This window comes from Pseudomonas sp. ASL3 (assembly GCF_056680425.1).
Genome location: NZ_CM155281.1, coordinates 6580239 through 6605609, shown reverse-complemented (window position 1 = coordinate 6605609; position 25371 = coordinate 6580239). Strand labels below are relative to the sequence as shown.

The following is a 25371-nucleotide window of genomic DNA, read 5'->3' as shown; positions in this document are numbered from 1 at the left end:
CTACACCGCGAAAATCGTGGCTTATACCCGCCCCCCTATTGACCGCCCACCACTGGAAACAATGCAGTGGCCCGGATAAGGAAGTTCTTTTGATATTCGGATTCCCACGAAACTTCGGAACTGTCGTACAAAAAAAACAGTACAGATAGCAGACTTATCGTAACAAACCCGAACATAAAGTTGACGGCACCGAGTATCTTGGAGATAGTGTTCTTCACTCGACTGGCTATAATGCCCCGCAGTGATTGAAGCTCCACCGCGCTAAGCGTGGATCCAATCATATGAACCCCGCACGGAGTCAACGCAGGGTTCTGTTTGCAAGCGGATGAGTTGTCGAGTCATTGTTAGCCACCGCGCTTGCAACCCGTAACTGTTGCTACGACAGCTGTTTTTTCTGGTGCCCGTAGCCGCGTGCAGCAAGAAGGTGTTTACACGCAATTTGTAAAGGAGGGGCAGGCTGTTTAAACAGCCCGCCAGACTGGACATAGGCTGTGCAAGCACTTCCAGAGCTCTGCGTTTCCACCAGAATTAATCTCGACTTTATTAGGTAACACCGTGACGAAAGATGAACTGCGCGCGGAACTTGAGCGCCAGGAACAACGTTACAAGGATGTATACGGCGGGGAAGTCACCACCTACGCCGCACAACCAGAGCCCGAACGTAAGCCTTGGCGCAAAAGAGCCAGCCTTCTCGACCAGGCTTTCCAGCAAGAACTGCAGAAAATGGAAAAAGACCTCAAGGAAGAACCTTAACCGCTGCGACTGAAAGGAGTCACAGTGCACTGTTGCGCCCCCTGTCTTGATTGGCGCAGAGCCCGGTTTTGTTGAGGTTCGAGGCAAGCATGAGCGCAGGGCGACCTTGCCGGTAGCCCGAAAGGGCGGTAGCTGTGCATTAATTTCGTTGAAGAATGTTACCAACGAATAGCTAATGCATCGATTTGTAGGGTTTTCTGGCATAATCGCGCCCCCTTATGACCGGGTCAGAAAACCTTCATGATCGATTTATTCAGCGGGCTAGATGCTTGGGTGCTTGTGAGCTTGCTGCTTGCCCTGGCATTCGTCCTCACCTTCGAGTTCATCAATGGCTTTCATGACACCGCTAACGCGGTAGCGACTGTCATTTACACCAAAGCCATGGCGCCTCACCTGGCCGTATTCCTTTCCGGTGCGTTCAACTTTCTCGGCGTGTTGCTGGGCGGTGTCGGCGTGGCCTATGCCATCGTCCACCTGCTACCCGTCGAGTTGCTGATCAATGTGAATACCGGACATGGCCTGGCCATGGTGTTCTCACTGCTTGCAGCGGCGATTACCTGGAACCTGGGTACCTGGTATTTCGGGATCCCGGCTTCAAGTTCACACACCCTGATCGGCTCGATTCTGGGCGTCGGCCTGGCCAATGCACTGATCAACAACATCCCGCTGGCCGACGGTGTCAACTGGCAGAAAGCGATCGATATCGGGGCGTCTCTGGTATTTTCGCCCGTTGCCGGCTTCGTCGTGTCAGGTCTCGTACTGCTCGGCCTGAAGTGGTGGCGCCCGCTGTCGAAGATGCACAAGACGCCTGACCAGCGCCGCCTGCTCGATGATAAAAAACACCCGCCTTTCTGGAACCGTCTGGTATTGGTGGTTTCTGCCATGACCGTCAGTTTCGTGCACGGCTCCAACGATGGTCAAAAAGGTATCGGCTTGATCATGTTGGTATTGATCGGCATCGTACCGAGCCAGTTTGTTCTCGACCTGAGCAGCACCACGTACCAGATCGAACGCACCCGCGATGCGACCTTGCACTTGAGCCAGTTCTATCAACGCAACAACGATACCCTGGGCGAGTACCTGGCCTTGGGCAAATCGAAGGAAAGCGATCTGCCGGAGCGCTTCAGCTGCCACCCGGAGCAAACCGAGCCGACCATCAACGCCCTGCTCGGCACCCTCAAAGGTGTAGTGGACTACCACTCCCTGCCGGCCGAAAACCGCATCGAAGTGCGTCGCTACCTGCTCTGCCTGGATGACACGGCCAGAAAAGTCGGCAAGCTTCCAGGTTTGGCTGCTCGTGAAAAGTCCGACCTTGAAAAACTGCGCAAAGACCTGACCGCCACGTCAGAGTACGCACCGTTCTGGGTAATTCTCGCTGTCGCCCTGGCCTTGGGCCTGGGCACCATGATTGGCTGGAAACGCGTGGTGCTGACCATTGGTGAAAAAATCGGCAAGCAAGGCATGACCTATGCCCAGGGCATGTCGGCACAGATCACCACGACCCTGGCCATCGGTCTGGCCAACGTCTGGGCCCTGCCAGTGTCGACCACCCACATCCTGTCCTCGGGCGTTGCCGGGACCATGATTGCGAATAAAAGCGGCTTGCAGGGTGGCACCGTGCGCAACATTCTGCTGGCCTGGGTACTGACCCTGCCTGCGACCATTGCGCTGTCGGCCGGGCTGTTCTGGTTGGCCTCCAAAGCACTGGCTTAAACAGCAACATTCAAAAAGGCGCCCTCATCCGGCGCTTTTTTTTTGCACGCTGTCCCGAAAATGACGCTAGCGGACACGTCAAGCCACGCTCAGAAACTTTAAGTCCGGTTCTGCCCTCCGGCTTCTTACCTTTGTGCACCGAACATCTATTCTTGTCAGTGGTCAACCTTAGGAGTGACGACGAAATGGAGGGGCTATTACCGTGCATATCGCTGACATGACCATGTTCTACGCCCCTGCCAGCGGTGGCGTGCGCACTTACCTGGATGCCAAACATCGTCGCCTGGGACGTTATCCAGGAGTTCGTCACAGCCTCCTGATCCCCGGCGCCAGCCTGAGCCACAAGGACGGGATTTATAAGGTCCCGGCCCCGGCGCTGCCTTTCGGCAACGGTTATCGATTTCCTTTACGCCTCGCGCCGTGGCGAAACGTCCTGCAAGATTTACAGCCCGATCTGATCGAAGTCGGCGATCCTTACCTGACAGCATGGGCCGCGCTGGACGCTCGTCGCCAACTGGATGTACCGGTCATTGGCTTCTATCACTCCGACCTACCGCTACTGGTGAGCAATCGCGTCGGCAATTGGCTCGGCACCAATGTCGAAGCTTACGTCAGCAAGCTGTACAGCAACTTCGACCGGGTATTGGCCCCAAGCACCCTCATGGCCGACAAGCTGATTAGCCTGGGCGTGGAAAATGTGCATGTTCAACCGTTGGGCGTAGACCTTCAGACGTTTAACCCGAACTTGCGCGATCCTGGCCTCAAAACCGAACTGGGACTCGCCGAAGACACCCGACTGCTGATTTTTGCCGGACGCGGTTCGCGTGAGAAGCATCTGCCGGTGTTACTCGACTGCATGAAGCACCTGGGCGATGGCTATCACCTGCTGTTGGTCGGCTCACACATGCCAGCCGGGGTCCCGGACAATGTGTCGGTGATCGATCATTTTTGCCCGGCCAGCGAAGTCGCCCGCCTGTTGGCCAGCTCTGACGCCCTGTTGCATGCCGGCGATCAAGAAACCTTCGGCCTGGTAATTCTCGAAGCCATGGCCAGCGGCATTCCGGTGATTGCCGTGGCGGCGGGTGCCTTTACTGAAATCGTTCCTGATGCGTGCGGCCTGCTCTGCGAGCCGAACAACCCTTTGGCCATGGCCAGCGCCGTGCAGGAATTGTTCAGCCATGACAGCACGCAGAAAGGCGCCTTGGCGCGGCAATATGTCGAACAACAATACTCTTGGGAGACCGTGGTCGCAGGCCTGCTCGGCCACTATCAAGCCGTCCTCGGCCGTCGCTTGCCGGTGCTCGCTCATGGCTGAAACCGAGCGTAGCGTGCTGCTGGTGCTGCATGACGTGGCGCCTGAGACCTGGGTCGACTACCAGCCTTTTGTCGAGGCCGTGGACGCATTGGGCGACATTCCCATGACCTGGCTGGTGGTTCCCGACTTCCATAAACGCAATCCGTTGAGCAGCGACAGCCACTTTCAGCAGGTCCTGGAACGTCGCCTGACCCGCGGCGACGAGTTGGCCCTGCACGGCTACTACCACTGCGACGACGGCCCGCCGCCGCGCACCCCGCGTGACTATTTCATGCGGCGCATCTTTACGTGGGAAGGCGAGTTTTACGCACTCGACCGTGTTCAGGCGCTGGCCCGGCTGCACGCGGGTATCGAACTGTTCCAGCGGTTCGGCTGGCCGCTCCACGGGTTCGTCGCTCCCGCCTGGCTGATGAGTCAAGGCACGCGGGAAGCCTTGCGCGACCTGCCCTTGCGCTACACCAGCGACTCACAGCACCTGTATCGACTACCGGACTTTTCAGAGGTCGAAGCTCCGGGCATCGTCTGGAGCGCGCGCAGCCCTTGGCGTCGTGCCTTGTCGAAAGTCCTCAGCGATCGGCTCGAGCAAGAGTTTCAGACGGCATCGACCATTCGCCTGGGCGTGCATCCGGTCGACATGCGCCATGAGTTTTCCCGCAACTACTGGCTGAAAACCTTACAACGACTGATGGAAAACAGTCGTAAACCGATGACCAAAGCGCACTGGTTGAACACCCAGCGTCCGGCACTGAGGTCTGCGGCGTGAAACGGGTCGCCTGGTTGTTGGCGGGTTTGCTCGCCGCCATCCTGATTCCGTTTCTGTTGGGTGGCAGCGAAATATTCCAGCGCCTGCGCAGCTTCCCGCTGGACCTGTTGCTGGGAATGCTCGGCATGATCGTACTGTGCTGGAGCCTGAATGCACTGCGCTTGCGCCTGTTGCTGGGTGACAGTATTGGCAAAATAAGTCCGCTGAAAAGTCTCGGCGTGGTCATGGCCACTGAGTTTGCCATTTGCGCCACGCCGGGCGGCAGTGGTGGACCGTTGACCCTGATGGCCCTGTTGTCACGAAACGGCGTGCGCCCGGCCAAAAGCAGCGCAGTCTTCGCCACCGACCAACTCAGTGATCTGCTGTTCTTCCTGTGCGCCCTGCTGGGCATTCTGCTGTATGCGCTGTTTCACAAACTGAGTCAAAAGCTGGAATGGATGCTCGGCGTGAGCGCGATTCTGGTGCTCGGTGGGTTGTGCCTGTGCGTCGGCTTTGCCCGCTACCATCGACAGATCATCAAGTTCAACGGGTACCTGCTCAAGCGCTTCAAGACCAAAGCCATCTTCCGGAGGCGCTGGGCGCGCAAACTTCTGCACTTTCGCGATGCTTTCACCGACACGTTGAAGATGCCCCGAAAAAAACTGGTTCAGGTGTTCATCCTGACCTGCCTGCATTGGGGCTTGCGTTACAGCGTACTGTATCTGGCGTTACGCGGGCTGGGCGTGGATATCCAGTGGGCCTGGAGTTTCCTGATTCAGATGCTGTCCCTGAGTGCCGGGCAATTGAGCCTGTTACCGGGGGGCGCGGGCGCCGCCGAACTGACATCAGCCGCGCTGCTGGCTCCGATGGTCGGCAAATCCACAGCCGCCGCAGCGATCCTGATCTGGCGCGCAGTGACGTACTACTTTTACTTGATTGCCGGTGGCCCGGTGTTTTTGCTGCTGGTCGGACGCCCCTTGCTGAACAAGCTGATGCGTTTGAGAGAAGCTTAGTCATTTCGAGAAACGTAGCTATTTTGCGGCTTTATCAGGTTGTGGTGTTTCTTGCAATCGCTGCCACAGCTCCACAGCGCCCTCAAACTCGGTACCGTCCTCCGGACTCAGGGCATCCGGGTCGTAGCGGCTCAAGCAACCTTCGCCGAGGGTAGGTGGCGCACTTGAAGTGGCTTTGTCGAGTGGGTCGGTCATTTTCTGCTCCTGAAAAAAGGCCTTCTCATGGAAGGCCTTTGGCAGGTTAGTCGAACACCACCGTCTTGTTGTCGTGCACCAGCACCCGATCTTCCAGGTGGGCGCGAAGCCCGCGTGCCAGGACCATTTTCTCCACGTCGCGCCCGAAGCGCACCATGTTTTCGATGCTGTCACGATGGCTGACACGCACCACGTCCTGTTCGATGATCGGACCTGCGTCGAGCTCTTCAGTCACGTAATGGCAGGTTGCGCCGATCAGCTTCACGCCTCGCAGAGAGGCCTGATGATATGGCTTGGCGCCGACGAAGGACGGCAAGAAGCTGTGATGGATGTTGATCACTTTATGTGCATATTCGCGGCACAGTTGCGGCGGCAGAATTTGCATGTAACGCGCCAACACCACGACATCCGCCTGATGGTGTTTGACCAGACGCGAGACCTCGGCGAACCCAGGCTCCTTGTCCTTCGAATCCACCGGCACATGGTAGTACGGGATGTTGTGCCACTCGACCATGCTGCGCAGGTCTTCATGGTTGGAGATCACGCAGGCAATTTCGCAATCGAGCTCATCGCTGTGCCAGCGGTGCAACAAATCCGCCAAACAGTGGGATTCACGGCTGGCCATCAACACCACACGCTTCTTCTGCGCCGAATCGGTGATCCGCCAGTCCATGGAGAACTCTTCGGCAATCGGCGCAAAGGCCTCGCGGAACGCTTCAAGTTCAAGGGGCACTGTATCGGCACGAATCTCGTGACGCATAAAGAACCAGCCGCTGAGATTGTCCGAATGATGGCTCGCTTCGGTAATCCAGCCATTATAGGCGGCCAAAAAGTTACTGACTTTAGCAACGATGCCGACGCGGTCCGGGCAAGCAATCACTAGCCGAAAAGTGCGCATGTGGGGGAAACTCCAGAACTTCGCAAAGGCCACCATTCTAGCGATTACGCGGCAAAACTGCAGTACTCCTCTTGCCTTGATTGGAACCGCCCGGGCCATTGAGCGCCTGTCGGACGAAGCACGGTCATTTCTCCTCACTCGCCGCCCTGCCACCCTTGCAGCCCTGCGTTAGAAACGGGGGGCATTAGGCGCACGCGCTTTACCGCCTGCGGTGCATTATCTAGTGTCGCGCAGGCAGTAGCGTAGGCGAGGCTTTTAAATAATTGCCCTAAAACTTTTCTTTAATGTTTACTTGGCCAAAGTGTCTGACTATTATTACGCCACTGTCTCCCTATCACCTTCACAACATCGGGTAACCCTCATGTCCTTGATCAACGAATACCGCGCCACAGAAGAAGCTATCAAAGAACTGCAAGCCCGTTTGAAGAATCTGTCCCAAGACGACAAACTGCAAACTGAGCTGGAATTCGAAGGCAAACTGCGCACCCTGATGGGCGAATATCAAAAATCGCTGCGCGACATCATTGCACTGCTTGATCCACAATCCAAAGTTGACAAGACCCCTCGCGGCGCGGCGAAAACTACCGGCACCAAGCGTGCTCGTAAGGTCAAGCAATACAAAAACCCGCACAACGGCGAAGTCATTGAAACCAAAGGCGGCAACCACAAGACTCTGAAAGAGTGGAAAGCCAAGTGGGGCGGTGACGTGGTTGAAGGCTGGGCAACTCTGCTGGGCTAAGTGAATACCGGTCGTCAGTAATGACGGCTCATAAAAAACGCCAGCTTGCTGGCGTTTTTTATTACCTGGTTTTTCTTTACCAGCCCTTTATTACAACAAAAATGTCTCAAAGCCCCAGACAGCAAGGCCTTCAGAGGCTGAATCGCTCCCGCAACTGCTCTGCATAATCCTGCCACTGACCCAATACCTTAAGCTGGGCGGGCGTGGCACTAAGGGATAATTTGACCAGGGTGTCTGTAAAACTTTGTAAGGTATTAGGCGCTCCGCTCTCCGCCTCTGACAAACGCAGCCTACAAAACGCATGCCAGCGTTGTTGCTCCTCGACGGTCAAGGTGTCGGCAAAGTTTCGGGCGCGGTATCTGAATAATAATTCAGGCAGACGCTCGTCATCGAAGGGCCATTCGTCACGGGCCAGTTGTTCCGGCTCGGCAGTGCGCACTTGTTCACAGAGCCGTCGATCACGATCGCCAAGAAAACCGTCATATAACTGCTGTTCGGGATCTTCACTGGGCGTGAAATTTTCGCGGCCATAAACGGCTTTCAATTTATCCTGCCAGAGTTCCCGCGCATCGGTTAACCGTTGCACACGCTGCCGATAGTGCGCCATGTCCAATTGCAAGCGCTGCTGATCTTCAGGCCGCAGCACGTTGAGTGGCGCGATCACCGGGCAGCGGTTTATATGCAACAATTTGAGCGGAACCGGCAACTCGCCTTCGACCAGATCATCTCGCCGGGTATATAAACGCTGACGCAATGTATCGACGTCCTGTTCGAGCAACGGCGCAGGGTCCAGGTGCAGATCGCAGACAATCAGCGCATTGCGATTATGCGGATGCCAGGCCAACGGCAGTACCACCCCCAAGTAACTGCGAGCAGCGGAAAAACGCCCGGAGATATGCACCAACGGTTGCATCAAACGGATCTGATCCTGCACCCGTTGCTTACTGCGCAGTTGAAACAGGTAGTCATAAAGTTTCGGCTGTTTCTCGCGAATCAAACGCGCCAGAGCAATGGTGGCACGCACATCGGACAATGCATCGTGAGCCTGACCATGGTCGATGCCATTGGCTGCGGTCAAACGTTCCAGCTTCAACGTAACGCGCCCATCTTCCTCGGGCCAGACGATCCCTTCAGGGCGCAACGCATAGGCCGTTCGCACCACATCGATCAAATCCCAGCGACTGTTGCCGCCCTGCCATTCCCGGGCATAGGGATCGAAGAAATTGCGATACAGGCTGTAACGGGTCACTTCATCGTCGAAACGCAGCGTGTTGTAGCCGGCGCCGCAGGTGCCCGGTGCCGACAGTTCGGCGTGTACCCGGGTCATGAAGTTGGCTTCGCTCAAACCATGCTCGGCCAAACGGCCAGGGGTAATACCGGTGATCAAACACGCCGCCGGGTGCGGCAGGATGTCCTCGCTCGGCTGGCAATAGAGGTTGACGGGCGCGGCGATCTCATTGAGCTCAGCGTCCGTGCGGATACCGGCAACCTGAAGCGCGCGATCGTTGCGCGGGTTGATACCGGTGGTTTCATAGTCGTACCAGAAGATGCTGGAGGTCACGGGCTATTCCTGAACAGAAGACCGGCAAAGTGTAGGGCGTGTATGGCGCAAATGGCCAATCGGCTAATTCAGACGCACAGGTTTTGGCAGCCGACACGCTTGCTCACACGCTGACACCTACTCGTTTGGAGAGTCTGGTTGCTTCACTGGCCGGTGCTGGCTAGCATCGGACTTTGTCTTCAGGCGTGCACCTCTCGATAATGTCCCTCCCTTCCAATTCATCAGGAACTGCAACGCCAAAGATTGCAGCGCCGTACGCGCCATTGGATACCCGCGCCCGAATTGAAACCCCGGAAGGTATCGATTTGATGCTGCGCCCCGCAGGTCTGGTGCCGCGCACACTGGCTTTCACCCTCGATCTATTGATCCGCGGGCTGCTCATGGGCGGGCTGTTCATATTTCTCAGCCTGTTCGACAAGTTCGGCATGGGCCTGAGCGCGCTCGTGCTGTTTCTCGGGACCTGGTGGTACATGGTCCTGTTCGAGGTCTTGAATCAAGGGCGCACCCCCGGCAAACAGATTATGGGCCTGCGCGTGGTACACGACGATGGCACGCCGATTGGCTGGGCTGCTTCATTGACCCGCAACCTGCTGCGATTCGTCGACATGCTGCCCTTCGGGTACTTCTTCGGCGCAGTGAGTTGCCTGCAGCACCCCATGTTCAAACGCCTGGGCGATCTGGCCGCAGGCTCCCTGGTGATCTACTGCGACCCGCCCATCGTCCGTCCGATCCTGCCACAAGCCGTGCCGCGGGTGGCTCCGTTCGCCCTGACCCTGGATGAACAGCGCGCGCTGCTAGGCTTCGCCGAACGGCAGGCCAGCCTGTCCGCCGAGCGCACCCAGGAGCTGGCTGCAATCCTCGCGCAGCCGTTGCAGATCCCTGCGGATCAAGCCGTTGCGCACCTCAATGGGATCGCGCGCGGCCTGTTGGGACCGACATGAAACAGAGCCAGTTCGAAAGTCGCCACCAACCCGACTGGCAGCGCTTCGCCCAACTGTTGGACGCGCTGGAACGCGGCAAAGCCGAGCCTAAGGCGAGCGAGGCATTCGCCAGCGACTATCGACGAATCTGTCAGCAATTGGCGTTGGCGCAAGAACGTGGATACAGCAGCCATCTGGTCGACCCGTTGCAGCAGCTCGCGATGCGCGGCCATCAACAGCTCTATCGGCACCGCAGTCAATTGGGCGCTCATCTATTAAGTTTCATCCTCGCCGACTTCCCCAAGTTGGTCCGGGCGCAATGGCGCTTCGTGCTCGCCGCCAGCCTGCTGTTTTTCGGCAGTCTGATCGGCATGGGGTTACTGGTCTATTTCTTCCCGGATCTGGTCTACAGCGTCGTCAGCCCCGAACAGGTCGCGGAGATGGAAAGCATGTATGACCCCGCCGCGCGACGCCTCGGTCAGGCGGCAGTGCGCGGTTCCAGCGAAGACTGGATGATGTTCGGTTACTACATCATGAACAACATCGGCATCGCTTTTCAGACCTTCGCCACCGGGTTGCTGTTCGGCCTGGGCAGTCTGTTCTTCCTGTTCTTCAATGGGCTGATGATCGGTGCGGTCGCCGGCCACCTCAGCAGCATCGGTTATGGGCAGACCTTCTGGTCGTTCGTCATTGGCCATAGTGCGTTCGAGCTGAGCGCCATCGCCCTGGCGGGTGCGGCGGGCCTGAAATTGGGCTGGGCCTTGCTCGCACCCGGCTCTTTATCGCGCAGCGAGGCACTACGCCTGGCGGCAAAAACCAGCGTGCAGCTGATTTGCGGAGTCATGCTGTTTCTGCTGATCGCGGCCTTTATCGAGGCGTATTGGTCATCGATGAGCGCTATTCGACCACTGACCAAATACCTGATCGGCGCTGGCTTATGGATACTGGTCGCGTCTTATCTGATCTTCGCCGGACGGACTCGCCATGCGCCTGACTGATGCCAGCGTCGCGATTCGCCCGCGCAATCCCTGGGAAGCCATCGACCTTGGCGTGCTGTTGGCTCGCGAACATCGCGGTTTGCTGATGAGCAGTTGGGCCATCGTCACGCTGCCGATCTTCGCCCTGCTCACCCTGACGTTCTGGGACTCTCCAACGATTGCGATTCTGCTGTTCTGGTGGCTCAAACCAGCTTATGAACGCCTGCCGCTGCTGATTCTTTCGCAAGCGCTTTTTGGCTCGACACCCAGCCTCAAACAAGCCCTGAAAGCCTGGCCGCAAACACTCAAACCCCAGTTGCTGTCCAGCTTGATCTGGCGGCGGTTGAGCCTCAGCCGCAGCTTCAAACTGCCGGTACAGCAACTCGAACAACTGTCCGGCGCGGCACGCCAGCAGCGCATCGGCATTCTCAGCCAACGCAATCTGAACGCCGCCCGCTGGTTGACATCCGTCGGCAGCTCGCTGGAAATGACCTTGTGGCTCGGGCTGATGGTCGTTTTCTACTGGTTGATCCCGCAACAGGTCGAGCTGAACTGGAGTTGGAACAGCCTGCTCGACATTGAGGGCAATTGGAACTGGCTGGAACACTTGGGCAATGCCTTTTATGCGCTGGTGCTGATTTTCTGGGAACCGATTTACGTGGCCTGTGGCTTCACCCTCTATCTGAACCGGCGTACTGCGCTGGAAGCCTGGGACATCGAACTGGTATTGCGCCGCTTGCGCCAACGTCTGATCGGCAGCGCTTACGTCATGTTGATTGGGTTGGGTCTGGTTTTTTCAGCGTTCGCACCCCCCGTTTGGGCCGCTGAGCAAGGTTACAGTTGCCCGCTGCCGCCGCAGGATCCCGCATCGCTCGAGCGCACATCGGCCGGGCCCGACAGCCCACGCCTGACGCATCAAAAGCTGACCAGCAGCGCGGCACGCGACAGCATCAAGACGCAACTGGCGCAACCACCATTCAAGAACCCCAAGACCATGACCGGTTGGCGCCTCAGCGAAGACAAAGCCGCGACCAACATCGAAAAAACGGCGGATATCGTCCACTGGCTGCAGCGTTTGATCAGCGGGTTCGCGCAGGCAGCCAAGCTGTTTGCCCATGTGTTTGAAGTGTTGCTGTGGGCCGGGGCCTTCGTCTTGATCAGCGTATTGATCTGGCGATACCGGATCTGGATCAACACCTTCGTCAGCCGTCGCCGAGACGATAAAATTATTCAGCGCAGTGTTCCGCAGCAATTGTTCGGCTTACAGGTCAACGCCGAAAGTCTGCCCGATGATGTGGCAAGCACCGCCGAACAACTCTGGGCAACCCAGCCGCGCGAGGCGCTCGGTCTGTTGTATCGGGCGCTGCTCAGTCGTCTGCTGATCGACTACCGATTACCGCTGAAGAACGCCGACACTGAAGGCGAGGTTTTGCAGCACGTCGAGCAGCTCAAACTGTTGCCATTGAGTGAGTTCAGCCAAAGCCTGACCACCCATTGGCAGAACCTTGCCTACGGCCATCGCCTGCCCGCTGCGCACCTGCAGCAGGAGTTGTGTGAGGGCTGGCGCCAACTGTTCGGTTCAGGGGCTCCCCGATGAACAGGCGCAACCTTCTGCTGATTGGCCTGTTATTAACAGTCGCGTTCGGGCTGGCCGGGCATTATCTCTACACCCACCTGGAACGCTACAGCGAAGTCATTGATCTTGGCCTATCGCCCGAGGCGCGCGCCAATCCTTACCTGGCCGCCGAAAACTTCCTGCGCCAACGCTCCGTGCCGGTGCAGGTTACCAATACCCTTCAGAACCTGCCCGATGCCCGCCAGGAACAGCAGACTCTGCTACTGCTCGCCAGTCGCGAAAACATGACGCCCCGGCAAGTCGAACGACTATTGAGCTGGACCCAATCCGGCGGCCATCTGTTGTTCGTCGCCGAACAACTCTGGGATGAACAGAAAGGCCGCAGCGGCGACCTGCTGCTGGACCGAGTACAGATTCATCAATTCCTCAGCCCGGGCCTTGAAGCGCAGGACCGTGAAACCCCCAAAGCACCCAAGCCACCGAGCGGCACGCCACCTACCCTCTTGGCGCCAACGGACTACCCTGAGCTGACCAAGCTGTATTTGGAAAACGAAGACGATCCGGCCTATTTCAGTTTCGATACCCACTTTCACCTGGACGACCCCAAGGACCATGCTCAGTCCTGGGCCAACAGCGACGTGGCGACGCACATGATGCAACTGGCCTACGGCGACGGCTTGATCACCGTACTGACCGATAGCGACCTGTGGAAGAACAAAGCCATCGGCCGCTACGACAACGCCTGGCTGCTGTGGTACCTGACTCAGGACAGCTCGGTGACAATGCTGTTGCGCACTGAACACAACGATCTGTTCAGTCTCCTGCTGCGTTACTTCCCCGAGGCACTGACGACACTGGCGCTGCTGATCGGTTTACTGCTGTGGCATGTCGGCATGCGTCACGGGCCCTTGCAGGCCCCGGCATCACGGGCGCGTCGGCAGCTGACCGAACACCTGCGCGCCAGCGCCGACTTCCTGCTCAGACACAACGGACAACACGCCCTGTTGCGCGCGTTGCAGCAAGACATTTTGCGTCGCGCCCGACAGCGTCATCCCGGTTTCGAACACCTCGGCGTCGCCGACCAATGGCAGGCGCTTGCGCGCCTGACGCGCCAACCCACCAGCGCTATCAGTCAGGCCCTGCGCCCACGGCCCAGCCAGCGACTGTCGAGTGCCGAATTCACCCGCCAGGTTGCCCACCTGCAAACTCTCAGGAATGCCCTATGAGCGAATACCCGACGGACCCGGAAAGCACCACCGAGCCCACGACAGCGCCCAGCAACCAGGCCCAGCAACGACAACGCGCCAGCCATCTGGCTCAGACCCTGCGCCAGGAGCTGCAAAAAGTCGTGATTGGCCAGAATGCGGTGATCGACGATGTGTTGACCGCATTGATAGCCGGCGGCCACGTGCTGGTCGAAGGTGTTCCGGGGCTGGGCAAAACCTTGCTGGTCCGCGCCCTCGCCCGCTGCTTCGGCGGGGACTTCGCGCGGATTCAGTTCACTCCCGACCTGATGCCCAGTGATGTCACCGGTCACGCGGTGTACGACATGCATACCGAGCAATTCAAATTGCGCAAAGGCCCACTGTTCACCAACCTGCTACTGGCCGACGAAATCAACCGCGCGCCGGCGAAAACCCAGGCCGCGCTGCTCGAAGCCATGCAAGAACGGCAGGTCACACTGGAAGGCCGCGCCCTGCCCATCGCGCAGCCATTCATGGTACTGGCCACGCAAAACCCCATCGAGCAGGAAGGTACTTATCCCCTGCCTGAAGCCGAACTCGACCGCTTCATGCTCAAGTTGCGCATGGACTATCCCGATGCCGCCGAAGAGCTGAGCATGGTCCGTCAGGTCTCGCGCTCGACCAAGGCCGACATGCTTGATGTGCATCCTCTGCGCACCGTCCTGCAAGCCAAGGACGTGTTGGCACTGCAACGGATTGCCAGTGAATTGCCGCTGGACGAACAGGTGCTGGATTACGCCGTGCGCCTGGCTCGCGCAACCCGCAGTTGGCCAGGCCTGACCATCGGCGCCGGGCCTCGCGCGTCGATTGCGCTGGTTCGCGGGGCACGGGCGCGAGCGCTGCTGCGTGGCGGCGAGTTCGTGATCCCGGACGACATCAAAGGCTGCGCGCTGGCGGTGTTGCGTCATCGGGTCAGGCTCTCACCCGAACTGGATATCGAGGGACTGTCGGTGGACCAAGTGCTCAAGCAACTGCTCGATCAGGTTCCGGCGCCGCGCCTATGACGCAGGCGCTCAAGCCTTCTCGCTTATTGCTCTGGTGGCTCGGGGGGCTGACCGGCGTGGCCGTGATCCTCGGCACCCTGACCGCGCTGGGCATCGACCTGCCAGCAAAACTCTCGGCGGTGTGTTGGGGGTTGCTGCTGGCGCTGATCATGCTCAGCCTGATCGACGCCTTCAGACTCATCCGCGTGCCGTCGCCGCGCCTGCAACGCCAGCTGCCGGGCAGCCTGGCATTGGGACGCTGGAGCGAAGTGCGCATCAGCATCGAGCACGACTTCAATCAGCCTATGACGCTGAGCGTGTTCGATCATGTGCCCGAGGGCCTGACCTTTGAAAATCTGCCGCAGCCCATCACCTTGCACCCCGGCGAACACGGCCAGCTCGGGTATCGCTTGCGTCCGTTGAGTCGTGGGCACTTCGACTTCGAGCGTTGCGAAATCAGCCTGCCCAGCACCTTGCGCTTATGGACCACGCGCCGCTATTTGCCGCTCGTCGATGCGACCCGCGTCTACCCGGATTTCGCGCGCCTGTATGGCGGCCAGCTACTCGCGGTGGATAACTGGCTCAGCCAACTGGGCGTGCGCCAGCGTCAGCGCCGTGGTCTGGGACTGGAATTTCATCAACTGCGCGAATTTCGCGAAGGCGACAGCCTGCGTCAGATCGACTGGAAAGCAACGGCCCGGCAACGCACACCCATTGCCCGCGAATATGAAGATGAGCGTGATCAGCAGATTGTGTTCATGCTCGATTGCGGCCGGCGCATGCGCAGCCAGGATGGCGATCTGGCGCACTTCGACCATGCGCTCAATGCCTGCCTGCTGCTCAGTTACGTCGCGCTGCGCCAGGGTGACGCGGTGGGGATTACCACCTTTGCCGGCGAGCAGAACCATTACCTTGCACCCGTCAAAGGCACCGGCCAGTTGAATGTATTGCTCAACAGCGTCTATGACTTGAAAAGCACGCAACGCCCGGCCGACTACGGCGTCGCGGTGCAGCAATTACTCGCCCGGCAGAAGCGCCGGGCGCTGGTGGTGTTGGTCACCAATCTGCGTGATGAAGACGATGAGCAACTACTCGGCGCGGTCAAACAGCTGAGCCGTCAGCATCGGGTATTGGTCGCCAGCCTGCGCGAAGAAGTGCTCGACAGCTTGCGCCATACCCCGGTGCAGACCTGGCAGGACGCTCTCGCCTACTGTGGCACCATCGACTTTCTCAACGCTCGCGCGGGTTTGCACGAACGTTTGATTGCCCATGGCGTACCTGTACTGGATGCGCGCCCCGGAGAACTCGGGGCGCAATTGGTCAGCCGATATCTAAGCTGGAAAAAGGCCGGCACGCTTTAATTCAGTGCCCGCTTCAAACCCATTCCGCACTCAGGCCGAGGCTTCCAGAGGATAGAAGCTGAAGTAACGCTGCAACGCCCGAATCAACAGGACGTACTCGATGGGCGTGGCCTGCAACATGAACCCCGAGTCGTAGTTCCCCGGCGTTTCGTCTTCGCGACACCAGAGACAGTTGGCATTGATATCGATGGTCTTCTGTTCGCCATCGCTGCCCGGGATCTTCAGACGCAGCTCAAAATCGGCACCTACCAGAATCGGCAAGTCGCTGATCAACATCAAACCGTGTTCTGAAACGTTGCCCAGGCACCCCAGCGGTTTATCGGTATATCGATTGAAAACCTGCAAAAAGTAAGGCAGTTGGTGACGCTCGATTCGTCGCTCGATAAGCATGTCTGACGGTCGCTATGAATGAACCATTAAGCATGGTTGCGCTAGTGCTATTTGAGTTCGCGCTGGACATGTCGATGACCGCTGCCGAGGCGAAGTCTCCCTTTGTACCGCACGCCACCGAACGCCTCACCGCCTGACCAACCCATGCAGAGCCTTGTCACAGAGCGTTAGTTTGCGTGTTACACGCCTGTCCGTGGCTGCTTGTGCGACTGCACGTCAGTATCTTCAATCCTTGAACTCAGAGCCTAGCTCAACGCTGGCACACGGCCGCTCAAAAAACGACCGTCTATCCAATCGAGTGTAACTAAAATGAAGCAGGACTCGGTTGGGCAGGCACTCCACCACGGTAGTGCCCTAGCTGCTGCAAGGTCTCCAGACGCGCACGCGCCCGAAATGCATATTCGCTATCAGGGTACTGGGTAATGATGAATATGTAAGTCTGCGCCGCATCGACGAACAGCTTCTGGCGCTCCAGACATTGACCGCGCAGCATCGATACTTCGGGCTGGATGAACCGGCGCGAACGGCTTTCGCGCTCGACCCGGGACAACTCAAGCATCACGCTATCGCAATTACCATCGGCGTACGAGCGGTAAGCGCTGTTCAAATGCTCGTCCATCGACCAACGGGTGCAGCCGACGACACTGGCCATCAAGGCTAAAACGATCAAAATTCGCATGGGTCTCTCCTGGGCTCTGCAGTGTATCGACCCGAACGCCGATTTCTTCAGGCTGTTTATTGCCCAGTGACGGAGCGCTAAGGTAGTGCAAAGGAACAATGACTACAGGATCAGACAGTAGTAGCCTCACGCTGCGCTTCAACTCAGGAGTCTGTGCATGACCGTTCGTCGTACCAAAATCGTCGCCACCCTTGGCCCGGCCAGTAACTCGCCGGAAGTTCTCGAACAACTGATTCTGTCCGGCCTGGACGTCGCTCGTCTGAACTTTTCCCACGGCACGCCGGACGAGCACAAAGCTCGCGCCCGCCTGGTCCGTGAGATTGCCGCCAAGCACGGGCGCTTCGTCGCACTGCTGGGCGACCTGCAAGGCCCGAAAATCCGTATCGCCAAATTCGCCAACAAGCGGATCGAGCTGAAAGTCGGTGATCACTTCACCTTCTCGACCACTCATCCGCTGACTGAAGGCACCCAGGAAGTCGTCGGTATCGACTACCCGGATCTGGTCAAGGACTGCGGCGTGGGCGACGAGCTGTTGCTCGACGACGGCCGCGTGGTCATGCGCGTCGACACCGCCACCGCCGATGCATTGCATTGCACGGTGTTGATCGGTGGTCCGCTGTCCGACCATAAAGGCATCAACCGTCGCGGCGGTGGCCTGACGGCGCCAGCCCTGACCGAGAAAGACAAGGTCGACATCAAGCTGGCAGCGGAAATGGAGCTGGATTACCTGGCCGTTTCCTTCCCACGCGATGCCGCCGACATGGAATACGCGCGTCAACTGCGCGACGAAGCTGGCGGTACTGCCTGGCTCGTGGCGAAGATCGAACGCGCCGAAGCCGTGGCCGACGACGAAACCCTCGATGCCCTGATTCGCGCCAGTGACGCGGTCATGGTTGCTCGTGGTGACCTCGGCGTTGAAATCGGTGACGCAGAACTGGTCGGTATCCAGAAGAAAATCATCCTGCACGCACGCCGCCACAACAAAGCGGTGATCGTGGCGACGCAGATGATGGAGTCGATGATCCAGAACCCGATGCCGACTCGCGCTGAAGTGTCCGACATAGCCAACGCCGTGCTCGACTACACCGATGCGGTGATGCTCTCGGCGGAAAGCGCCGCAGGTGCATACCCTATCGAAGCGGTCCAGGCCATGGCACGGATTTGCGTCGGCGCTGAAAAGCACCCGACCAGCAAAACCTCCAGCCACCGTATCGGCAAGACCTTCGAGCGTTGCGACGAAAGCATCGCGCTGGCGGCCATGTACACGGCGAACCACTTCCCCGGTGTGAAAGCGATCATCGCCCTCACCGAAAGTGGCTACACGCCGCTGATCATGTCGCGGATCCGCTCTTCGGTGCCGATCTACGCGTTCTCCCCGCACCGCGAAACCCAGGCGCGCGCCTCGATGTTCCGTGGCGTCTACACCGTACCGTTCGACCCGGCGGCCCTGCCAGAGGGCAAGGTTAGTCAGGCGGCAGTGGACGAGTTGCTAAAACGCGGTCTGGTCGAGAAAGGCGATTGGGTGATCCTGACCAAGGGTGATAGCTATCACACCATTGGCGGTACCAATGGCATGAAGATCCTGCACGTCGGCGATCCAATGGTTTAACACCGCCTTCGGCAGTAACAAAAAGCCCCGGTTCGAAAGAGCCGGGGCTTTTTGCGTTTTAACGTCACAATCCTGTAGGAGATGCCGCCCCGTCTTCGACGCCGCGCTGTTGCGCAGCAAACACGGTCAATTGTAGGAGCGCGCTTGCCCGCGATGGACCGCGATGGACCGCGAAGCGGGCCCGAAAATGCTGAGCACAGTTCTATTGCCAGAATAGAGTTCGCTGATTTTGCGACTGCTCCGCAGCCGATCGCGGGCAAGCGCGCTCCTACAAAATAATCTTTTTACTTCAGCTGGTTATGCATTGTTTGATAGGAGGCCTCGCCGCGTCTTCGACGCCGCGCTGTCGCGCAGCAAACAGGGGCACGTCGTAGAATCGAAGTGCGCGCGGGGACCAAGACCGTAGCCATCACTGGTGTGTACGCACCCGCATGGGAGAGTGGTCCGCACGGTATCGGCGTGGAGTCGTTGTCGGCACAGCAAGCTGTGACCACGTATGAGAGAGTGAATCCATTCGCCACCGTGCTCCCCGCGCGCCCCTCAATCCTGCGAGGAATTGTCATGGCGCGCAAGAACCAGCAGAAACGTTTTGAAGTGGTTCACCCTCATTGTGCGGGTATCGATATTGGCAGTCGCGAGCATTGGGTGGGGGTCAACCCCGACCAGAGCGACACCCCTGTCCGCTCGTTTAAAACGTTCACCGACGAGTTGCTCGCATTAGCCGATTGGCTCGAAGCGTTGAAGATCAATGTCGTGGCCATGGAGGCAACCGGGGTCTACTGGATACCGCTGTTTGAAATCCTCGATGCACGGGGCTTCGAGGTGTATTTGGTGAACTCCCGCGCCACCCGCCAGACCTCCGGGCGCAAATCCGATGTGCTGGACTGCCAGTGGATTTGGCAGCTCATGACCCACGGCTTGCTCAGAGGCGCCTTTCGGCCCGCCGACGACATTTGCTCGATGCGCTCTCTGGTTCGCCAGCGCGCAATGAAAGTTCGCGATCAGGCCAAGAGCGTCAATCGCATGCAGAAAGCCTTGACCCAGATGAACATCCAGCTAGCCACTGTCATCAGTGACATCACCGGCCTGACGGGCAAGAAAATCCTCAACGCGATCATCGGCGGCGAGCGTGATCCGTACGTATTGGCCGGTTTTCGAAACGGTCACATCAAGGCCGATCATGAAACCATTGCCCGCAGCCTGCGCGGTAACTGGCGAACCGAGCATCTGCATGCCCTGGCTCAGGAAATGGCGACGCATGATTTTCTGGAACAGCAAATTGCCGAATGCGATCAGGCCATCGCTCACGCCATTGATCGACTGCCGGTATTGAACGATGAACCTATGCCGCCGGCCAAGGCACTGCGCAGCCCGCACCGCTCGTCAGCCGAGCAAGCCCGTTTGCACCGTGCGCTGGGAAAAATAATGGGCGTTGATTTGACCGCTATTCCCACCATCGGCGTCGAAACCGCTTTGGCACTGGCGAGCGAAATCGGGCCTGATTTATCGCGATTTCCCACGCAACAACACTTCTGTTCCTGGCTCGGCCTGGCACCTGCGACCCGGATATCCGGCGGCAGGCAGCTGCCTGGTAGTCCGCCAAAGGTCTCGAATCGAGCCGCGCAGGCCTTGAAGCAGGCCGCGTCCAACGCGCGCAACGACAAGAGCTTCATCGGCGCCAGCCATCGAGCCCGGTTGGCGCGCATGGATACCGCGTGCGCCATCAAAGCCACCGCGCATCAACTGGCCCGCCTGATCTACGTCATGTTGACCAAAGGCCAACCCTACGTGGAGCGAGGTATGGAAGCCTATGAAGCCGAGAGTCGACACCGTCAACTGCGTGCCCTGGAACGCAAGGCACACAAGCTTGGGATGCAGTTAGTTATGGCCAAATAAAAGGCATAAAAAACAATGCGTTATTTTTTGTTTGATGAGAGCAGGCTTGCCCGCGATGGCGATAGGCCTGAAACACCGCGATCGCGGGCAAGCCTGCTCCTACAACGGGCCTGCGGCGATCACGAAGTTCTTCCGAAGCAGTGATAGCGCTTGGCCCCCTGTCATTTCTGACAGCTTACGGCGGGCTGGCTTTGAGTGCAGAGTATTCCCAGCACAGTCATGAGCCCCGCCGTATTTCTCTGGACGCTGAAGTCTTGGCGTGCTTAACCCGAACCGGTCCAATTGGATTGTTCTGGTTGGGTAATGGACGCTTTATTTATCTGGAGAAAGAAAATGAACATCCCAAAAAAAGGAACCCAGGCGGCAGGTGACATTGACTCAAGCTTTGGTAACGGGGGAAAGATGATTCTGGACTTCCCGGACGCCATTTTTCAGTCGGTTTGGGGTATGGATTTAACACCAGAACGGAACATATTGGTCATCGGTTCAACGATGGGTAATAGATTTGTCGTGGGACGTTTGACCGAAAGTGGAGCAATCGATACTTCCTTCGGCAACGGCGGTGCAATAAAGGGCCAGTTTCAGGGCTATCCCTCGGTAGGCCGATCCGTCAAACATCTGGACGACGACAAAGTCTTGCTCGTCGGCACGTACATCATTAACTCGCAAATTTACCCGGCAGCAAGCCGCCTGCGCCCCAATGGCGACTTGGACCTAACGTTCGGAGACGGTGGCACCTTTCTTTTTCCACCCGTTATCGAGCCCGCTGGAAAAATTGCCATCAACGACCCGATATTAAAACACCGGGAATCAAGTAGCAGTTCAACCATTCGCAGCACCCTCCTCCCCGACGGAAAAATTCTCATCATTCACACGATGCTCGATTACGGCTACGGGCTACTTATTCGGCTGACAGCAGACGGTGTTCTGGATAAAAGTTTCAATAGCACCGGTTATACGACCATCCGCTACCCCCACGATCAAGCCTGGCGCACCGCCATATATTCTTTCATTGTGACTTCCAGGGGCGAAATAATCATCGGCGGGCAGGTGGATCTGGTGGAGAAAAGACATCGAGGGTTATTGGCCCGTTATCATGCAGATGGCCGCCCTGATGACAGCTTTGGCGATAAGGGTTTTATAGGGCTCAGCGTAGGACCGCGCTTTTTAAGAGTGGACGATCTGGTCCCAAGTGAAAATGGCAGTTTTGTTGGCGTTGGCGTTATTGGCGGGGTTAAGAAAAACGAAGCCATGATCTTCGGCAGAATCGCTAATGGTCTCAACGACCCTGCCTTCAATAACGGCGACATCATAGGGATTAAGCTTGCGAAAAACAGTGAGTGGTATTCGGCCGCAATAACGCCAATGACCAACACCATTCTCGCGACAGGTATCACCTATAACGCAGATCTTGAGGCCAAGGGGGTTATTGTAGGTCGCTACCTGAGAACGGGTGAGCTGGACAAAAGCTTCGGCAACGGTAATGGATGGGTAATACTTGAGCCCGGGCTGGAGCCACGCCTGATCTTGCAAGACGATGGCAAAATCCTTATCTGTTCTTCCCTGATTGTCGCAGGCCGGCAGATTCGTACCGTCACGCGCCTACTGAACTAAAACAGTCCCTCCCTATCAGCCTGCTCCCATAGATGTGGGAGCAGGTTTGCCTGCGAACAGCGCTTTCAGCGCCGAGCCAAAAACCCCGACAACGCCGCAATCGCTTCCGGTGAGCGCAGGCGTTCGGCGAACAGTTCGCCTTCGTGCTGGATCACTTTTAACAACGCCTCACGCTCGGGCGCTTTCATCAGTTGTTTACTGATGCGCACGGCCTCGGGGGCCAGTTGATCGAAGCGCGCAGCGACTTCCCGAGCTTTGTCCAACGCCGCCTGGCCGCTGTCCAGTGCGGCGGTGGCAATCCCCCACGCCGCCGCTTGCTCGCCTGTGAACGACTCACCCAGCAGCAACAACTCAGCAGCTTTGGCGTGGCCGAGCAGGCGCGGCAGGATCAGGCTGGAGCCGAATTCCGGGCACAAGCCGAGGTTGACGAAGGGCATTTTCAGACGCGCATCGCGGCTGACGTAAACCAGATCGCAATGCAGCAACAGGGTCGTGCCGATCCCCACGGCCGCGCCAGCGACGGCGGCGATCACCGGTTTGCTGCAATTGAACAGGCTGCGCATGAAACGAAACACCGGGTTGTCCTGACCGGTGAGCGGTTGTTCGACGAAGTCAGCGATGTCGTTGCCGCTGGTAAAGCATTCGTTGCCGCCGGTCAGCAGCACGGCATTAATGCCAGGGTCGGCATCGGCCTGCTCGAAGGCCACCGCCAGACGCTCGTACATCGCCAGGGTCAGGGCGTTCTTTTTATCCGGGCGGTTCACGCGTAGCGTCAGCAAGCTGCCTTCGCGGTCAATCACTATCGAATCAGGCATGGCGGTCTCGTTTGGGGATCAGCGCTCAACCCCGACTGAGAAACACATCGGCCAATAGTTGATTGCGCGGGAGGCCAGCGAGATAGAGGCGCTTGGCAAAGCACTCGACGCTGGCAGGGTGCCCGCAGAGTAAGGCCATGGTTTGTCGGGAGACAAGCCGCAGTTCAGCCAAAGCTGCCGGTAGCTCGGCCGAGCTGAGTAATTGAATCTGCACCTGCGGATGGCTCGCTGCCAGTTCAGCCAATGGGCCGGCGAGGTAATGCTCGCTGACGTCATGTGCCACATGGATGACGCGGATAGCGCCTCGATGCTCCTGACGCAGCGCCTCGCGCAGCACGCCCCACAGTGGACCAAGCCCGGTGCCCGCCGCCAAAAGCCACAACGGTCGATTGTGCCAGTCCGGATCGTATTGCAGGGCGCCGCCGCGCAGTTCGCCCAATCGTATCGGGTCGCCCGCTTGCAGCTGTCGCGCAACATCGCTGAAAGCGCCGGGGTGGCGGCAATCGAGATGAAACTCCAGGAAGCGGTCTTCTTCTGGCAGGCTCGCCAGCGAGTAAGGTCGGGCGATGCCGTTGGCGGTCCACAGCACCAGATGCTGCCCGGCACGATAACGCAATGGCCGCTCTGGGGTCAGACGCAAGCGTAGTACGGTCGGACTCAGCCAATCGCAGCTGGCGACCTTGGCAGGTAGACCATCGAGTAGGGGATCGAAGATTTCTAGCGTCAGGTCTTCGACCACCCGGCACTGACAGGACAACCGCCAGCCTTGCTGACGCTTGCCCGCGTCCAGCGCTTCGGGCTTGTCGTCCGCTGGTTCACCGCTCAGGCAACGAACCAGGCAGGCGTGACAACTCCCCGCCCGACAGCTGTAGGGCACGGCGATCCCGGCGTTATTCAGGGCGTCGAGCAGATTGCTGGCCGCAGCGACCGGCCATTGCCGGTCGCCAACACGGAGTTCAGGCATCGACGTTTTCCCAGGCCGCGGCACAGCGATTGCGTCCGTTGCGCTTGGCGCGGTAAAGCGCCTGATCGGCGCGTTGCAGGGCTTCGTCGAGGTCGTCGCCCATGTCCAGCAGGGTCATCCCCGCCGACAGGCTCAACTCAGTCACTGCCAGCCCCACCAGCTCGACACGGGTAAACGCCTCGCGCAGCCGTTCGCAGCAGCTGGTCAAGTGTTCGGGGGTACATTGCGGTATCAACAGCACGAATTCCTCCCCGCCGTAGCGGGCCAATACATCGCCCTCCCGCAGACAGGCGTTGGCGACCGCGGCAAAAGCCTGCAGCACCTGATCGCCGGCGGCATGGCCGTGGGCATCGTTGATGCGTTTGAAATGGTCCAGGTCGATCAGCGCCAGACCGTGGGAGTAGCTGTTGTCCATGGCTTCCAGTTCTCGGGAGGCCATGCGCAGAAAGTGCCGACGATTATACAAGCCGGTCAGCTCGTCGGTCGCCACCAAATCTTCGAGCTGACGCATCATCCCGCGCAAGGTGTCCTGATGCGCCTGAAGCGCAAAACGGCGCTGACGCATGCGCTGCTGGGAGGACTGGACATAGCGAGCGTACAGGCACAGCCAAAGCAAAACGATGAACAGTGCCAACACCTGCAGCGCGGCCAGACCTGGATCTGCCAGTGTCAGATGGAAGGCTTCCCACAGATTCAGACCGGCGAAGCTCAAGAACACAAACGCTACGCAGCGCACGAACACCTTCGGCCGCAGATGGAACAGACCGAACAGCATGATCAGCACGTACATCACCAGGAACGTGCCTCGAGCGCTGTCCAGATGGGCCAGCAAGTAGGTTTGCCAACCCAGCGCCAGCAGCACCTGAAGCTCGGTCAGACTCGGGTCCCTGAAGCGCAGGTTGTAGCCGCTGAGGAACACCACCAGCAACAACAATTGGCTGAGGATCACCAGACCGCTGCCAATAATGGCAGTGCGCAGGGGGGCTTGGTAAAAATCGGTAAGGATCGCCACCCAAACGAGTGCCAGCACTAGCACGTAGGTGCCAGCAGCCAAGGCAAACCGTTTTAGCAACAAATTCTGTATGGCTTTATCGGTCACTCGTTGACTCACCGTGCTCAAAGGGACTCCTTCCCGTACTGGCACAAACGGCCTATGTGGCGAATAGAGGCCACTTGCCACTTTAGTGGTACCACCCAAAAATGACTATTCAATTCTCACCCCTGCTTAACCTGAAGCTTTGCATGTCACGCAAAAAGGATGCCTGCCCAGAGGTCGACTTTGGTTTGCGACCAAGCGGATGTACCTGGGCCGGTGCCGCGTTATACTGCCGCGCCTTTTTTGCGTCGACGTTGTGGGTCGGCGCGCTTATTGAAGATGTTCTCAACGGATCACAGCGGTACCGTTGGAAACAGC

The 25371-nt window shown here is 58.4% G+C and carries 24 protein-coding genes; 16 read left to right on the top strand and 8 right to left on the bottom strand.

Going from position 1 to position 25371, the window contains the following annotated elements; genetic code table 11:
- Positions 1–555 precede the first annotated feature (555 nt).
- The 5 genes from AC1MEE_RS30330 (at position 556) to gpgF (ending at position 5536) form a co-directional block, all read left to right on the top strand.
- Positions 556–753: a hypothetical protein gene (locus AC1MEE_RS30330; protein WP_480413094.1), complete on the top strand. Its 198-nt coding sequence runs from the start codon at positions 556–558 to the stop codon at positions 751–753.
- A gap of 240 nt (positions 754–993) precedes the next feature.
- Positions 994–2466: an inorganic phosphate transporter gene (locus tag AC1MEE_RS30325; protein WP_480413093.1), complete on the top strand. Its 1473-nt coding sequence runs from the start codon at positions 994–996 to the stop codon at positions 2464–2466.
- 202 nt (positions 2467–2668) lie between these two features.
- A complete protein-coding gene (gpgS, locus tag AC1MEE_RS30320) occupies positions 2669–3781 on the top strand; it encodes an N-acetylglucosaminyl phosphatidylglycerol synthase (protein ID WP_480413092.1) in 1113 nt (370 codons plus the stop codon).
- A complete protein-coding gene (gpgD, locus tag AC1MEE_RS30315; RefSeq protein WP_480413091.1) occupies positions 3774–4544 on the top strand; it encodes an N-acetylglucosaminyl phosphatidylglycerol deacetylase in 771 nt (256 codons plus the stop codon). Before gpgS ends, gpgD begins: the two co-directional genes overlap by 8 nt.
- The gene (gpgF, locus tag AC1MEE_RS30310) at positions 4541–5536 is read left to right on the top strand and encodes a glucosaminyl phosphatidylglycerol flippase (protein WP_480413090.1); all 996 of its coding nucleotides are present in this window, start codon (positions 4541–4543) and stop codon (positions 5534–5536) included. The genes gpgD and gpgF overlap by 4 nt, the downstream gene beginning before the upstream one ends.
- A gap of 18 nt (positions 5537–5554) precedes the next feature.
- Here the strand turns inward: gpgF and AC1MEE_RS30305 are convergent, their stop codons facing one another.
- A complete protein-coding gene (locus AC1MEE_RS30305; RefSeq protein WP_480413089.1) occupies positions 5555–5731 on the bottom strand; it encodes a hypothetical protein in 177 nt (58 codons plus the stop codon).
- A 46-nt stretch (positions 5732–5777) separates the two neighbouring features.
- Positions 5778–6629 carry a formyltetrahydrofolate deformylase gene (purU, locus tag AC1MEE_RS30300; RefSeq protein ID WP_480413088.1) on the bottom strand — a complete coding sequence of 284 codons (852 nt, stop codon included), beginning with the start codon at positions 6627–6629 and terminating at the stop codon, positions 5778–5780.
- Between the two features lie 361 nt (positions 6630–6990).
- Here purU and mvaT point away from each other — a divergent pair, with 361 nt between their 5' ends.
- The gene (mvaT, locus tag AC1MEE_RS30295) at positions 6991–7368 is read left to right on the top strand and encodes a histone-like nucleoid-structuring protein MvaT (RefSeq protein ID WP_480413087.1); all 378 of its coding nucleotides are present in this window, start codon (positions 6991–6993) and stop codon (positions 7366–7368) included.
- 130 nt (positions 7369–7498) lie between these two features.
- Here mvaT and sbcB read toward each other — a convergent pair whose 3' ends face one another.
- Positions 7499–8929, bottom strand: coding sequence for an exodeoxyribonuclease I (sbcB, locus tag AC1MEE_RS30290; RefSeq protein ID WP_480413086.1), 1431 nt, complete (start codon positions 8927–8929; stop codon positions 7499–7501).
- A 200-nt stretch (positions 8930–9129) separates the two neighbouring features.
- Here sbcB and AC1MEE_RS30285 point away from each other — a divergent pair, with 200 nt between their 5' ends.
- Genes AC1MEE_RS30285 through AC1MEE_RS30260 form a run of 6 tightly spaced genes read left to right on the top strand, consistent with a single transcriptional unit; the run spans position 9130 to position 15990 of the window.
- A complete protein-coding gene (locus AC1MEE_RS30285) occupies positions 9130–9870 on the top strand; it encodes an RDD family protein (RefSeq protein WP_480413085.1) in 741 nt (246 codons plus the stop codon).
- Positions 9867–10847 carry a stage II sporulation protein M gene (locus AC1MEE_RS30280; protein ID WP_480413084.1) on the top strand — a complete coding sequence of 327 codons (981 nt, stop codon included), beginning with the start codon at positions 9867–9869 and terminating at the stop codon, positions 10845–10847. The genes AC1MEE_RS30285 and AC1MEE_RS30280 overlap by 4 nt, the downstream gene beginning before the upstream one ends.
- Positions 10834–12423, top strand: a complete 1590-nt coding sequence (locus AC1MEE_RS30275) for a DUF4129 domain-containing protein (protein WP_480413083.1) — start codon at positions 10834–10836, stop codon at positions 12421–12423. The genes AC1MEE_RS30280 and AC1MEE_RS30275 overlap by 14 nt, the downstream gene beginning before the upstream one ends.
- Positions 12420–13628, top strand: coding sequence for a DUF4350 domain-containing protein (locus AC1MEE_RS30270; protein WP_480413082.1), 1209 nt, complete (start codon positions 12420–12422; stop codon positions 13626–13628). Before AC1MEE_RS30275 ends, AC1MEE_RS30270 begins: the two co-directional genes overlap by 4 nt.
- On the top strand, positions 13625–14650 hold the full coding sequence (locus tag AC1MEE_RS30265) for an AAA family ATPase (protein WP_480413081.1): 1026 nt from the start codon (positions 13625–13627) through the stop codon (positions 14648–14650). The genes AC1MEE_RS30270 and AC1MEE_RS30265 overlap by 4 nt, the downstream gene beginning before the upstream one ends.
- Entirely contained in the window at positions 14647–15990 is a 1344-nt protein-coding gene (locus tag AC1MEE_RS30260) for a DUF58 domain-containing protein (RefSeq protein WP_480413080.1), read from the top strand. The genes AC1MEE_RS30265 and AC1MEE_RS30260 overlap by 4 nt, the downstream gene beginning before the upstream one ends.
- Before the next feature lie 30 nt (positions 15991–16020).
- Here the strand turns inward: AC1MEE_RS30260 and AC1MEE_RS30255 are convergent, their stop codons facing one another.
- Positions 16021–16380 (bottom strand): PilZ domain-containing protein, encoded by a 360-nt coding sequence (locus tag AC1MEE_RS30255; protein WP_480413079.1) that lies wholly within the window; start codon positions 16378–16380, stop codon positions 16021–16023.
- Positions 16381–16394: 14 nt separating this feature from the next.
- On the opposite strand from AC1MEE_RS30255, the gene AC1MEE_RS30250 reads away from it, so the two are divergent.
- Entirely contained in the window at positions 16395–16517 is a 123-nt protein-coding gene (locus tag AC1MEE_RS30250; protein ID WP_480413078.1) for a hypothetical protein, read from the top strand.
- A gap of 167 nt (positions 16518–16684) precedes the next feature.
- On the opposite strand, the gene AC1MEE_RS30245 is transcribed toward AC1MEE_RS30250, so the two are convergent.
- Complete coding sequence (locus AC1MEE_RS30245; RefSeq protein WP_480413077.1) at positions 16685–17059, bottom strand: tetratricopeptide repeat protein; 375 nt, start codon at positions 17057–17059, stop codon at positions 16685–16687.
- Positions 17060–17216: 157 nt separating this feature from the next.
- On the opposite strand from AC1MEE_RS30245, the gene pyk reads away from it, so the two are divergent.
- The 3 genes from pyk (at position 17217) to AC1MEE_RS30230 (ending at position 22178) form a co-directional block, all read left to right on the top strand.
- Complete coding sequence (gene pyk, locus AC1MEE_RS30240; protein ID WP_480413076.1) at positions 17217–18668, top strand: pyruvate kinase; 1452 nt, start codon at positions 17217–17219, stop codon at positions 18666–18668.
- A 561-nt stretch (positions 18669–19229) separates the two neighbouring features.
- Positions 19230–20564: an IS110 family RNA-guided transposase gene (locus tag AC1MEE_RS30235; protein WP_480413075.1), complete on the top strand. Its 1335-nt coding sequence runs from the start codon at positions 19230–19232 to the stop codon at positions 20562–20564.
- 333 nt (positions 20565–20897) lie between these two features.
- Positions 20898–22178, top strand: a complete 1281-nt coding sequence (locus AC1MEE_RS30230) for an NHL repeat-containing protein (protein ID WP_480413074.1) — start codon at positions 20898–20900, stop codon at positions 22176–22178.
- A 65-nt stretch (positions 22179–22243) separates the two neighbouring features.
- On the opposite strand, the gene AC1MEE_RS30225 is transcribed toward AC1MEE_RS30230, so the two are convergent.
- Genes AC1MEE_RS30225 through AC1MEE_RS30215 form a run of 3 tightly spaced genes read right to left on the bottom strand, consistent with a single transcriptional unit; the run spans position 22244 to position 25056 of the window.
- Positions 22244–22993 carry an enoyl-CoA hydratase-related protein gene (locus AC1MEE_RS30225; protein ID WP_480413073.1) on the bottom strand — a complete coding sequence of 250 codons (750 nt, stop codon included), beginning with the start codon at positions 22991–22993 and terminating at the stop codon, positions 22244–22246.
- Positions 22994–23018: 25 nt separating this feature from the next.
- Positions 23019–23957 carry an iron-sulfur-binding ferredoxin reductase gene (locus AC1MEE_RS30220; RefSeq protein WP_480413072.1) on the bottom strand — a complete coding sequence of 313 codons (939 nt, stop codon included), beginning with the start codon at positions 23955–23957 and terminating at the stop codon, positions 23019–23021.
- The gene (locus tag AC1MEE_RS30215; RefSeq protein ID WP_480416385.1) at positions 23950–25056 is read right to left on the bottom strand and encodes a GGDEF domain-containing protein; all 1107 of its coding nucleotides are present in this window, start codon (positions 25054–25056) and stop codon (positions 23950–23952) included. Before AC1MEE_RS30215 ends, AC1MEE_RS30220 begins: the two co-directional genes overlap by 8 nt.
- Between the last annotated feature and the right edge of the window lie 315 nt (positions 25057–25371).